This is a genomic window from Thalassoroseus sp., assembly GCF_984380535.1.
In genome coordinates this window covers 207,365-220,417 of the sequence record NZ_CFHRBF010000003.1, presented here as the reverse complement: position 1 = coordinate 220,417, position 13,053 = coordinate 207,365, and the positions used below count along the sequence as shown (strand labels likewise).

Annotated in this window: 7 protein-coding genes; 6 read left to right on the top strand and 1 reads right to left on the bottom strand. The window is 53.3% G+C overall.

The annotated features are described in order from the left end of the window. Positions 1-44 precede the first annotated feature (44 nt). From AC5DDB_RS05355 to AC5DDB_RS05335, 5 genes are all read left to right on the top strand, one after another. Positions 45-3,725, top strand: coding sequence for a DUF1553 domain-containing protein (locus AC5DDB_RS05355; protein WP_491738656.1), 3,681 nt, complete (start codon positions 45-47; stop codon positions 3,723-3,725). 64 nt (positions 3,726-3,789) lie between these two features. Continuing rightward, positions 3,790-5,070: a DUF1501 domain-containing protein gene (locus tag AC5DDB_RS05350; protein ID WP_491738655.1), complete on the top strand. Its 1,281-nt coding sequence runs from the start codon at positions 3,790-3,792 to the stop codon at positions 5,068-5,070. 130 nt (positions 5,071-5,200) lie between these two features. Next, entirely contained in the window at positions 5,201-6,070 is an 870-nt protein-coding gene (locus AC5DDB_RS05345) for a fumarylacetoacetate hydrolase family protein (RefSeq protein ID WP_491738654.1), read from the top strand. A gap of 77 nt (positions 6,071-6,147) precedes the next feature. Continuing rightward, the gene (locus AC5DDB_RS05340) at positions 6,148-6,909 is read left to right on the top strand and encodes an HpcH/HpaI aldolase family protein (protein WP_491738653.1); all 762 of its coding nucleotides are present in this window, start codon (positions 6,148-6,150) and stop codon (positions 6,907-6,909) included. Positions 6,910-7,401: 492 nt separating this feature from the next. Next, complete coding sequence (locus AC5DDB_RS05335; RefSeq protein ID WP_491738652.1) at positions 7,402-8,196, top strand: tetratricopeptide repeat protein; 795 nt, start codon at positions 7,402-7,404, stop codon at positions 8,194-8,196. Between the two features lie 187 nt (positions 8,197-8,383). On the opposite strand, the gene AC5DDB_RS05330 is transcribed toward AC5DDB_RS05335, so the two are convergent. Beyond that, positions 8,384-10,219 carry a metallophosphoesterase gene (locus tag AC5DDB_RS05330; protein ID WP_491738651.1) on the bottom strand — a complete coding sequence of 612 codons (1,836 nt, stop codon included), beginning with the start codon at positions 10,217-10,219 and terminating at the stop codon, positions 8,384-8,386. A 260-nt stretch (positions 10,220-10,479) separates the two neighbouring features. Here AC5DDB_RS05330 and AC5DDB_RS05325 point away from each other — a divergent pair, with 260 nt between their 5' ends. Further along, entirely contained in the window at positions 10,480-13,041 is a 2,562-nt protein-coding gene (locus AC5DDB_RS05325) for a DUF1583 domain-containing protein (RefSeq protein ID WP_491738650.1), read from the top strand. The last annotated feature ends 12 nt before the right edge of the window (positions 13,042-13,053 follow it).

Here is a 13,053-nt window from a genome sequence, read left to right as displayed (position 1 = left end):
TACCGCCGAAAACGCCAGTAGCAGCGTTCGCCAACGAGTTGACTATGAAAGCATTGACGATACTGACGACGACCATCATTCTCGCGTGGAGCGGATGGAGCGTTGCCGCCGACCCGATCTTGGAATGGCGTTTTGATAGGGCCTCGTCTCCGGGAGCATGGCTAGGCAAATACGGGACGTCGACTGAGGGGCCACGCCCTCCGCGATATCCCGGATTCCCCACGGATAACCACGCCATGACGTTCCGTGGACACGAAGGCGTTATCGAAATCAAGGACCACGAGCGGGGTGGTTTCACGAATATTCGTTTTGGCCTCGGCGACACGTTCGCGTTTGAAACTTGGGTGAAACTAAAGTCTGGAAGTCGGGGCAATGTGTCCTATGTGCTCGGTAAAGGACGACACCCGAAACACGGCGAAGCATTCCCGGAAACGAATCAAAACTATGCAGTCCGATTCCAAGAAACGGGCGCGGGTTCTCAGGTTGGCTTGTTGTTTACCACTCGGCATCCCGAGACGGGCAAGTATGCTTGGCATCGGTGGTGGAGTGACTCTGCGGTGCCGGCGACTGGTTGGCATCATGTGGCGTTACAATTCACCTTCGGCGAAGCTGACAGCCTACGAGCTTGGATTGACGGTAAGCCGGTCACCGGCAAATGGGATCTCGACGGCAAGACGGACCTTCCCCCGGTGCAGGATGCGGATGACCTGATCGTCGGCAGTGGATACACACGGGCCGAAGCTTCATCGTTTAGCGGCGTGCTCGACAATCTCGCGATATACCGCTCCGGCTTTGATCCCGAGGAAATCGCGAGACGATACCAGTACGTTCCGCCGCCACCCGCAGTAACTCGTGACATGATTCCAGCGGGGCGAGTTCTTGTCCAGATCAGCGAAAAGGGTGTAGCCGGGTCCCAAAGCTGGCCTGAAGAACCCGAGGTCACAGAAACCTATCTGGAAGACGCTTTCGGATTTTTTGCGGTTCCTCACAAGTACGTTTCCACTGGCGTGAGAGGTGATCGCGAAAATCCGTCACACTTGCGTGCATCCGCAATTGTCGAATTGCCCACGGGCAAACATCGACTGTTGTTGCGAGGCCGCGGGATGTCGCGGCTGTTCATTGATGGTAAAGAACTCTTGCAAAACGGAAGACGATCGTTGGACTCCGGCGGGCATACTCCGCTCGCGGTGCAGGACGACTACCTTGATCTCGGTCCTGATTTCCGATTCGCACCGCCCGGCAACCGTGATGCCTGGTGCGAGTTCGAAACATCCGGCGGTGAGCACTTTGTAATCTTAGAAACCATTCTGGGGAACGTGAGAGGCAATTTCAGACAACGACCGGAACTTGGCGAGACGGTTGCGGCGATCTCGCTCGAAGGCAGCGACTCATGGTCGCTACTTGCCCCCGGCGAACGACATGTCGCGTACAATGACGCCGGATGGGAATCCTACGCTGCCGAACGCCAATTGCGACTGGATCAGATCAACGCGACTGCGAGAGCCAAGTGTCGCGAAGCGCACAGTGACTATTGGAACAAACGCCGGAAGGCTGCCGTTGACTGGCTGACAAGTACCAAGGCCGTTGAAGTCCCCGCGCTCCCAAACGGCTACCCGGCACATAATGAAATCGATCACTTCATCGCGGCTCGGATTGCTGCTGTTGCTCGTGATGCCGAACAAAGTCGGCAGTCCGAAGTCGATTACTTCAGAGACATCCGATCGTTACTCGAAAGCCGTTGCTACGACTGTCATCAAGGCGGCAAGGCTCAGGGCAACTTGCAACTTGATAATCATGCAGCGACATTGCAAGGTGGTGATTCCGAAGGCCCGGCCATCGTTCCCGGCAATTCAGACGCGAGCGCATTGATCGAACGTGTGACGTCGACCGACGAAAGCCTCGTGATGCCTCCGAAAGGCGAACCACTCACCAAAGATGAGATCGCATTGCTGAAACGCTGGATCAACGACGGTGCCATTTGGCCACAGTTCGATGTCAAGAATTTTGAACTGACGCCCCTCGCAAATGACTTGGTGTTTCTCCGCCGAGTTACGCTCGACACTGTCGGTGTCACCCCGACCGAGCACGAGATCGAATCGTTCCTCGCGGACGACCCGCAAACGCGACGGGTGAAAGTTATCGATCGACTATTAGCGGATGAGCGGTGGGCCGATCATTGGATGGGTTACTGGCTAGACGTTCTCGCCGAGAATCCCAATATGATCAACCCGACACTCAACAACACGGGTCCATTCCGTTGGTGGCTGTACGAGTCGCTGATCGATAACAAACCTGCGGACTTGTTTGTCACGGAACTCATTCGGATGGAAGGCAGCGAACGCTTTGGCGGACCGGCGGGTTTTGGTACGGCTTCGCAGAATGATCTTCCGATGGCTGCTAAGGGAATCATCGTCAGTTCCGCATTTCTGGGCGTGGAAATGAAATGCGCCCGTTGTCATGACGCACCAGCACACGTCTCACTGCAGAAAGATTTATTGCAATTAGCGGGTTTGCTGAAACAGGACACGATCAAACTTCCAAAGTCCAGCAGTGTACCAGCCGGACGCTTGCATCAAGCCGGCCGCAAACCGTTGATTGAGGTCACGCTGGAACCCGGAGCCGTCGTCAAACCGGCTTGGCCGTTCGAACGCTATTGTGACGAATCGGTTGCTGATCTTCTGGCCGAGCACCCGCAGAACCCCCGCGACCGCCTGGCCACTTTAATCACAGCCCCGCAAAACGAACGCTTTGCGCAAGTCATGGTAAATCGGATTTGGCAGCGTTTGATGGGGCGAGGATTGGTGGAAAACGTTGCGGACTGGGAAAAAGGCGGCCCTTCGCATCCAGAGTTGTTGCGGTGGTTGGCTCGTCGATTTGTTGAGTCAGGATATGACATGAAGGCGATCAGTCGGCTGATTCTTAACTCCCATGCTTACCAACGAGCGACAGATCCACTGCTAGTAGAAACAAGTCCTCTATATATTTCACCGGCGCCACGCCGATTGATGGCGGAGCAAATTGTCGACTCTGTCTTTCACGCGACGGGCACACCGTTCGATTTGGAAGAAGTCAGTTTGGACATCGATAGCGTGAGAGATATCAAGAACGCGTTGACACTCGGCAAACCCCGTCGGTCTTGGATGCTGGCGTCCACTTCAAACGAACGCGACCGCCCTAGCTTGGGGTTGCCACGCGTGACAGCGGTCGCGAGTGTACTGAAAGCTTTTGGATGGCGTGGAGCCCGCCAAGATCCGCAGAGCCAACGCGACACCGACTCCAACACTCTTCAACCAGCCATCTTCGGAAACGGTGTCATGAGCATCTGGTTGACGCGACTCAGTGACCGGCATGGCATGACCCGATTAGCCCTGGAAGATCAAACCGTCGAACAACTCGTCGATCGCATGTTTCTTCGAATACTGACACGCAAACCATCGGCAACTGAGCGGGAACGCTATGTCTCTTTCCTGTCCGAAGGCTATGACACGCGGGTGATTCCAAAGTCCAAAAGAGTTCGTCCTGCTCCTGGTAAACGGGAACGCGTCCGATACGTAAGCTGGTCAAACCACGTCGATGGACCAGCCAATAGTTTAGCGCAAGAAAAAGAAGTTGCCGCACGTCGCGGTGATCCCCCGACGAATGCCCTCCAGGAAGAATGGCGTCTTCGCATGGAGGACGCATTGTGGGCAATCCTGAATGCACCCGAATTGATTTACACGCCGTGATCGTTCAGAGATCAATCGTCTGACTGCAAACTCACGACTCCGATACATCGCTGGGAAACTCCATATGGACCGTCGCTCATTTCTTCAACAAACCGGCGCAATCGCTGGGACTGCCTTGACAGCACCGTCGTTGCTCGCCTCCTCTGCGGCTGTCAACGTCTCGAAGGGGAAGGCCGAGAGTGTGATCTTTCTCTGGCTGGGTGGCGGGATGTCGCAGATTGACACATTCGATCCGAAACACCGCGGCAACTCGAAAGCGTCTCCCGTCGTTCCGGGGTCGGAATACGACACGATCGACACAGTCGTCCCGGGTGTGAAGTTTTGCGAACATTTGCACCGGACAGCGAAACTCGCGGATCGGCTGACAGTGATCCGAACGGTCAATCATCATCTCGTCGACGAACACGCCTTTGGCACCAACTTCGTCCATACGGGGCGACCGATCAGCGGAAGCATCACCTATCCGTCGCTTGGTTCCATCATCGGTCATATTCGTGGCCCGATAAATCCTGAAGTGCCCGCCTACATGGTGATCGGTTACCCGAATGTCAGTCGCGGCCCAGGTTTTCTAGGAGCTAAAGGCGGCTATGTTTATCTGGTCGATACCGAAAGTGGTCCTGCCGGTTTCTCCCGTCCCAAAGACGTCACGCCGACTCGTGTCGAACGACGTCGCGAACTTCTGGAACCCTTGACCAGTCGTGTGCCGCAGTCTTCGGTCATCGAGCAATACAAAGCGGCGCAGGCAGAAGCGATGCGACTCGCCGGTCCGAAATTCATGCGACACTTTCAACTCAAAAACGAACCCGCGGAATTACGAAACGCATATGGTGGCGAGTTCGGTCAACGATGCCTCATGGCCCGTCGTCTTGTCCAGGCTGGCGTCCGATTTATTGAGGTGTCCCATAATCTCAATTTTATCAACGGCACAGGATGGGACACTCATAACGAAGGCCAGAAAAACCAACATCTGTTGATCAAGGAACTCGACATTGCGTTGTCGGCATTGATTCAGGATCTCGAGCACCAGGGTATGCTCGATACGACCCTCATTGCGGTCGGTACGGAATTCGGACGTCCAGCCGGTTTCGACTCTCGCGGCGGTCGAGGTCATCAGGGAAGTTGCTTCAGTCTCCTCCTCGCGGGTGGAGGTTTGAAACATCACGGTGTGTATGGTGTCACCGACGAACTCAGCAAGAAAATCGTCGAGAACCCTGTTTCCATTCCCGACTATCATGCCACCATTCATCATGCTCTCGGCATCGATCCAGCCCATGAACTCTTCGATGGGTCACGTCCCGTACCCATTACCGATCAAGGTCAGTCGATCAAAGCATTGTTCGCTTAGTGCTGCAATCGGAGCAAGTGGAATGAGAGCCCTCTACACACCCGAAACGGCACTTCAACGCCTAGCATCAGAGCATTAGTGTGATTCTGGGCTTCGCCGACATGTAAAGTGTCACACGGAAAGGTCTACAATGAAAATTGCCAATATCGAAGGCCGTGCACACATCGTGACGGAGTCGGGCGGTGTCGATGTCGAACTCGCTTCCGACGGGCGATTTCCTTCGGACAATCAACAACTCATCTTGCAACTTGACGAACTCCAAAGCTGGTACGCAGGCAGCGACCTGGTCGCAGATCCGTCTCTTAGCACAGACCGCTTGCAAGAATCACTCGATCGATTGCAATCGCCGGTTCCCAATCCAAGTCAGGTCTTTGCAATCGGCCTGAACTACAAGGCTCATGGTGACGAAGTCTCCATGACGGCAACACAAGAGCCGATGATTTTCACGAAGTTTCCCTCGTCCATTACAGGGCCAGGGGCCACCATACCGCTTCCCACCGACACGACAGATTGGGAGGTCGAACTCGTCGTGGTGATTGGTGAAGCTGGTCGCAACATTCGCCGCGATGATGCCCTGAAACACGTCGCCGGTTATTGTGTCGGGCAGGATATTTCCGAACGGACGCTGCAACTCGCTTGCACCCCTCCGCAATTTAGCATCGCCAAAAGTTTCGCCGCGTTCGCACCCATGGGGCCTTGGCTGACAACTGCGGATGAGGTCGACATCACGTCGCTTCGACTGACATGCCACGCGGCCGGCGAAACGCTTCAAGAGGGAAACACAAGCGACATGATTTTTGATATTCCGACTCTAATCGCCTATCTTTCAAACATTTGTGAACTCCGAACCGGCGACATCATCTTCACCGGCACACCGGATGGTGTTGGGATGGGATGCAAACCTCCCCGATACCTTCAGGACGGATGGTTGTTGGAAACGTCGATTGAAGGGCTAGGAACGCTCGCGAACCCCTGTCGACGTATGCCGCACGGGCTTTAGACCCGTCGCCGAATTCCTGAAGCAGATCCGTTTGGATCACACGCCCGCCGATCGACCATCGAATCTAGGATACTGAAATGAATCACGACTTCCGCAAAAGACTTCGCGAACGCCAAACGTTGCTTGGCACGTTAGTGAATTCCACGGATCCTGCATCGGCGGAGATTCTGGCCGAAGTCGGATTTGACTGGCTATTTATCGATGCCGAGCATGGGCCTCACGAAACCACAGATCTGCTTTCTGTGTTGCGGGCGGTTGATCATCGAATTCCATGCGTGGTTCGCGTACCGGCCCCTGAAGAAATCCCGATCAAGAAGACTCTCGACATCGGCGCCACCGGTATCATCGCCCCGCAGACCAACGCGGTTGAGCAGGTGGAGTCTGTTGTCCGTTGCTGTCGCTATTCACCACAGGGAAGCCGTGGCGTGGGTCTGGGACGGGCGACCACCTACGGGCAGGGGTTCGCGGACTATGTGGGGACAGCCAACGATAACGTGGCGGTCATTGTCCAAGCCGAGCATATCGAAGCTGTCGAGAACATCGAGGCGATCGTGAAAGTGGAAGGCGTCGACGCAATTCTGATCGGCCCATACGATCTCTCTGCCAGCCTCGGAAAGATGGGCCAAGTCACGGACCCGGAAGTCGTCGCTGCAATCGACCATGTGACTGACGTCTGCCACGCTGCCGAAATGCCCCTGGGGATATTCGGAGTCACGGCGGAGGCGGTCATTCCGTATCGCGACAAAGGCTTCTCACTTATCGTGTCCGGCGTCGATCTTTTGATGATCGCCCAGACGGCGAAGCAAATGCTGTCTCAATTGCGGTCAACAAATCAATAACCTAACCAGTCGCCGACTCGATGCGGGAATGACCACACGACCCACCCGAAAACCGAAACATTTGCACACATCCAACAGTCGAACTACAAGAACCGGCTTTGTCACAAAGACCAACATTGCGAGGCGGCAGGGACCTTATCTCCACCACTGGAAAGCCCCATCCCGATCATACTTTCATAGTTGATATGGCTTCAGGCCTTGCACGAGCGAAGCCCAACTCGATTGCACAAACTCTGATCGAGTAACTGCTTACAGACATCTCCCGTCGAAGTCACTGAAAAATACACCGATTTTCCGACCGACGAATTGACAAACCTGCTTTCAGTCTTGAGAATGAGTCTCAATATCATGAATGCGATGAGTGTTGCCGGGGCGGGTCCGTCAGCGGAGTCTCGGCTAATTGGTACGTTACGATGCTTCAGCGTTCTCGCCTCGAAAGAGCGTGAGAATTAATCAGACAGAAACGATCAAGGTCAGCGGAAAACGGGCAGAATGATGGTGAAACTGGCGACTCAGCGGCTCAATCCGACGAATAATCAATCGCGATACAAACAACTGGCTGCTGCAAGACATGCCATCGCAAATCGCAACTTTCGGGCCGCCAAGTTATTGTTGAAAGCCTGCGTGATGCGGAATCGCGAGGACGGACGAGCTTGGGAACTATTTGGATGCGTCCATTTTCAAAGTGGAAACTTTCCGCTGGCGATCTCAGCTTTCGAACGGGCTTCTCTGGCGGTCACTCTATGCGAGAACAGTCAGGTTTGTCTTGCGAGTGCCTACGCCCGATCTGGTCAATTCGAAGTTGCCACCGAATTGCTCTCCAAGCTCGCAGATAGCCACGAACTTTCTGCAACGCATTTGCTCGACGTCGCCATCTCGCTGGATTTGGTCGATCGCCCCGATCTTTCCATGACCGCCTGCCGGAACGCCGCCAAACGAAGCCCGGAGAACGCCCAGGTTTATTACGACCTCGCATATTATAGCGGCCGATGTGGGTACCCAAGTTCGACCACAGAGCGGATGGTTCGGAAAGCCATTCGACGCGATCCTGGCAACCCGCGTTATCGAATCGGTTTGGCAACGCCCCTGGTTAAGGAGAACCGACTCGACGATGCATATGAGCTTGTTCGTGAGTTGCCGACCTCCCAGATTGTTACTCTAACGTGTTCGTGTTGTCTCGAAAAACTCGTCGATTTATTTCGACGTGCCAGTGACAACCAACGGGTGATTGCCTGTCGACAGAGGCTCGTCGAACTGCGACTACGAGGTTGCGGATTCGAATGTTAAATCGCACCCGCAAGTCTTGTGAACCAACGTTAGATAATTAAACAGAATTTCGTTTTACACTGTTTCTAGTTCAAGCGAAAAACGAAACCTGCCCGTTTCACAGCTGACGTTCTTGTGATATGTCTCCTACGGAATCCGAGGCAGGTCGCATGGCACTTAAGGTGCTCGAACCGATGAAATCTAACGATCATTTGGTCTGCTTATCGATGACCAACTGATCGAACAAACGGTTCTCCAAGTCGTACACCTGAAGTTCCAAACGACGACCGTTAACGCGTACCATTGCGTAATGATGTCCATATCGGACGGTGTTCTGGAAAAACGGTCGAATTGGCCCAGGCGTTTCAAGGCCACCTCCGCCGCCACCGGTAATCATGTAGATCGGCCCGTTGGATTCCACCGCCTTGTTCTGCCGAACTGGCCAAGTCCGCTCGTAAGAATGGATATGCCCATTCCAGACGATGTCTACGTTGTGTCGCTCGTAAAGGGGAACAAGTTGACGCGCTCGCAGGTCACCACGAGATGATACATTCGTCTTCCAGAGATCACCGTAATCGTTCTCATCAGACGAATAGGGAGGATGATGGTGACAAACGATTTTCCATGTCGCCTTTGATTTCGCAAGTGCCTTGTCTAGCCACTGATATTGTTCGGAACTCGGAGCGATCACACGATTGCTGTCGATCATAAAGAAGTGAGTGTTGCCGAACTGAAACTCGTAATAGTACTCTGGGTTTGGCAAGGAAACATAGTCGAAGTAATTGCGGGCATTCTGTTCGTGATTCCCCAAGACAGGATAAAAGGGAACATAGTTGATCAACGGACGTAAGCCAGGGAAAAAATGCTCCGTCCAATGAGCATCGTTTCCGCCAGTCGAGACGAGGTCCCCCGGATGCAACAAAAAACTAGGCCGCTGTCCCCAGGCATGTTCTGCGAGTTTTCCAGACACAGCCGGGTTTCCCTGAGTGTCGCTAATAACCGCGAACGCAAAGGGTGTTTCGGGTTTGACCGCGGTTTGAAACGTAAAGACATCACTCAGTAAAGGCGAAGCCCCTTCGAATCGGGTTTCCGTCCGATAAAAGTATTGGGATTCCGGTTTGAGGTTCTCGATCGTAATCTCGTGAATCTCTGCATCTTCCTCGCCTTCGACTTTCTGAAGACACTCGCTAGTTTCGCCATAATGAACAATCGAATGGCCGGTTCTTTTAGTTCGCCACATGACCGTCATTGAAGTCATCGTCCCAAACTGAAGATATGGCTCGACGATGTATGCGGGCGGGTCGACGATGTTAACAACGGGGAGCGTGGCCAAGCCGGCGTTGTGATCGAAGTCATGCTGAACCCAGGCGGATTTTGCTGCTCGATCATACAAAGCCATTTCATAAATTCGGCCTCGATGCCCATAGAATTCATTCTCGTCACGATATGCCCCTAGCATCCAGGGAGCTTCGGCTGGATAAACGATGCGGCCGGATTGCTCTTGGCTCTCGGCGTCGAGTTTTCCATTGACAAACAGCTGCATGGATTCGCCATCATAGATCGCAACGACATGATAGAGTTTTCCCGGCTGGTACTTGGTTTTGCCTTTGAGATATGTCAACTTTTCGGGTCCGTGCTGGCCCCGTAAAGCGAACGTGAATGTCCTTTGATCATATCCTAACAACCAACCGAATTCTGAATCGCCGTTGTCTTGAACAACACCTAGCAAGCCACCCCATTGCAACGGTCGATCGATCGAAACCCACGCAGAAACTGTCATCGCCTCGGAGGGGAGAAACTTGGTTGCATCTGCGTAATTCTTTGCCAGTTCGATGCCGCATTGACCACCTTGCAGGAATAGACAGGAAGTCTGCTGATCCTCAATGACACGGTACTTCCCAAGGATTTTGCCATCTGGACCCAACCGAGATTTCAAAGTCGACTGTTGAGTGCTCACGGAGCGGTCATCGCAACGCCAACGCGCTAACGGGTCAGGCCCGTCATGTGCCAATAACGGAGTCGCTCCTAGAAGAACGGTCAACACGAAATATGTCATTCGGAAATGCATAGCACTCAATCGGATGTTGAAATCGGAAACGAACGGTATTCATGAACGATCGGAGTTTTCGAATTACTACCACAATCTCATCAAGCGAGCCAACCGCCCCATGCGAAAATCTTCGTGCGTCGACAGTCGGCGGGATCTCGTCACGCTTCGTTAATTCACTCATATCGTGCTCGTTGTGACACGATTCTCTGTTAGAATCATGTCACCACAAACGAGAGCGTTAACGGGGGAAACTGATGAGACAGTCGCCGCTAGTGTGGAAAGTGTTTGCCGTGCTGCTGATGAGTCACGCGAATGCATCCATAACCGTTGCAGGACCTGATGCCCACGTTTTGAACGATTTGTTTGGCGACGAACAATTGGGAGCAAACGTTGATGTCGTCCGCCAGCACGCTGCTTCATTTAGTTCTCAAGAGCGTTACGAGTTTCTTGCCGACTGGGTTTTGCCATCCGAGAGTCATGCGACCATTCGACTCACGGCGAATTTCAGCCCCTATGTTTCTCGGACGAACACCTACGATTTCAATCCGACAGGAACGATCGTTTCACCGGCGATTGATCTGATTCTGACCGCGGAAGCAATAGGGATGCTAGACGAGTTGTATCGACGGGTCCGTGAAGTAAAACCTCGAGGAGAACACCAGGCAAGATGCCAACTTGCTCTTTCCGGGATGGTTCAGATTCGTCGCGGCGAAACCGCAGATGCTGAGAAATTTTTGAATGAACTCGAGTCCCGTCGTGTCCAGAAAATGGCTCGCAATCTTTATGGTCGTTGGCCCGAAACTCTGCTCCTTAGCTTCGCCGCCAAAAGTCCGGCGTTGCGGGAGATTGCAGCCGAATACTTGCAACGCATACTTGAACAGCAAGTTCGAGTCGCTGAGAACTCCATCGGTCATGACGAATGGGACCGATGTATCCAAGCCCTCTGGGGGCAAACTCGGCTGCGGGATGAAGATACTTCAGATTCGCAGTTAAAAAACTGGCATCCGGTCAGTGAATGTGATGAGAAAACCCGAGGCGTCGGTTTTCCCGAGTCACGCTGGCAGCGGACGGATCGGCAAGTGGAGTGCCTCGCTAGACATCAAAACGACTATCTGCTTTATCGAATCCCCTTGCAGGGCAACTATGAAGTGGAATGTGATATCACCGGTTTCGGATATCGAGAAGGTCAACTCGTGATTGGCGGTCATTGGATCTCCCCACACTATCACCGCAATTCGTTTGAAGTTGGCAACCTGCGAGGCATCGTCAAGAACCCAGTCCCTGTCGATCCGAAACTGTCGTTGGTCAACGATTGGATTCACTATCGAGCCGTGGTTCGTGATGGGGTTTGTCGACTCTTTATGAATGGGAGAGAACTGGTCTCTGAGCCGCTTCACGAACACCAGTTCCCTTGGATTGCCTTGCGGACGATGTTTTTCTCGAATGCGAGCATCCGGGATGTTCGGATTACCGGTTCGCCAACGGTTCCGGAAGAGATCGAGATGACGACCGATCCTAATCTTTCCGGTTGGATGCGATTTCATCGCGACAACGTGGGCGGGCCAAAGTCCGATTGGCGATTCGAAAAAACGCTTGGCCCCAATGGTGGTCTATATGCCCGCCGAAAAGAGGAGTTTGTCGGAACGTATCACGAGAGTCTCCTGCGGTATTTTCGCCCGATGCTTGAAGATGGGACGATCGAGTATGAATTCTACTATCAACCGGAAGAATTTGAGGTTTTTCCCGCACTCGATCAACAGGCGTTCCTACTTGCACCGGATGGAGTCCGAGTTCATGAGATCACCAATGGTATCTGGGAGCGAACCGGACTCGACCCTCAAAATGCTCGAGTGATTAGTTCCTCCAAAGTGCCTCTAACGGAGGGTTGGAACAAATTGCGGTTTGAACTGATTGACGACAGAGTCACCATTTTCGTCAATGAGTCGGAAGTCCATGCCGGCGACATTTCCGAGCACAATGATCGCACGTTTGGTCTGTTCCACTATGCTGATCAATCGAAAGTTCAAGTCCGCAATATGACTTGGCGAGGCAACTGGCCAACGCGAATCCCGGAACTCGCTCGACAGGAGTTATATGGAACACACCTTGACGAGATCAATTCGCGGTCAGCAGAGTTGCCAATCGAATACCACTTCGACTTCTCCAAACCAGCGGATAACAGGTTCGCCACAGAACCACTCGTTTTTCAGAACCGTGTCTTCTTTCTCAACAACACCGACATGGCTGGAAAGGTGATGAAAACGGAAAACGGGCTGCACATGCAACGTCCACCCGCGAGGTCGTTCAAAGATGTTTGGATTGCGCCTGACATTCGTATTGCCGGTGATTTCGATGTGATTGCGGAATTTGAAAACCTTCGTTTCGGGGAACCGACAAATGGCTCTGCTGCGTTATACCTCACGGTGGTGACGGAAGATGACCTAACGACACACTCCCGGGTTTGGCACGGAGTCTACGCCCATCCCGGTATCGATCGACGGCGAGTCACTCAGGCGGAACTTGACTATTTCCGCCCTGGCCAGGATGTCGAAATCCAATTCGAAGGCGTTACCGCTGAGGCATCTTCCGCGGGACGGATGAGAATTACGCGGATTGGCAAAACCTATTCTTTCCTCATCGCCGAGGGAGATTCGCACAACTATCGACTCATCCATCAGCAGAAGGTCAACGACAAACAGACTGCCTTCAACGGCATTCGGATCGGAATCGGGACCTACGATGAAAAACCGCCGAAACAGGGACTCCAAGTGCTCTGGAAGAAACTGCACATTCACGCCGAGGCGTTGGCAGAATGACAGTGATTGTTT

Excerpts from the sequence above, each read along its gene's own strand:
- AC5DDB_RS05335 (WP_491738652.1), top strand. The coding sequence starts at position 7,402 with ATGATGGTGAAACTGGCGACTCAGCGGCTCAATCCGACGAATAATCAA.
- AC5DDB_RS05345 (WP_491738654.1), top strand. The coding sequence starts at position 5,201 with ATGAAAATTGCCAATATCGAAGGCCGTGCACACATCGTGACGGAGTCG.
- AC5DDB_RS05325 (WP_491738650.1), top strand. The coding sequence starts at position 10,480 with ATGAGACAGTCGCCGCTAGTGTGGAAAGTGTTTGCCGTGCTGCTGATG.
- AC5DDB_RS05340 (WP_491738653.1), top strand. The coding sequence starts at position 6,148 with ATGAATCACGACTTCCGCAAAAGACTTCGCGAACGCCAAACGTTGCTT.
- AC5DDB_RS05355 (WP_491738656.1), top strand. The coding sequence starts at position 45 with ATGAAAGCATTGACGATACTGACGACGACCATCATTCTCGCGTGGAGC.
- AC5DDB_RS05350 (WP_491738655.1), top strand. The coding sequence starts at position 3,790 with ATGGACCGTCGCTCATTTCTTCAACAAACCGGCGCAATCGCTGGGACT.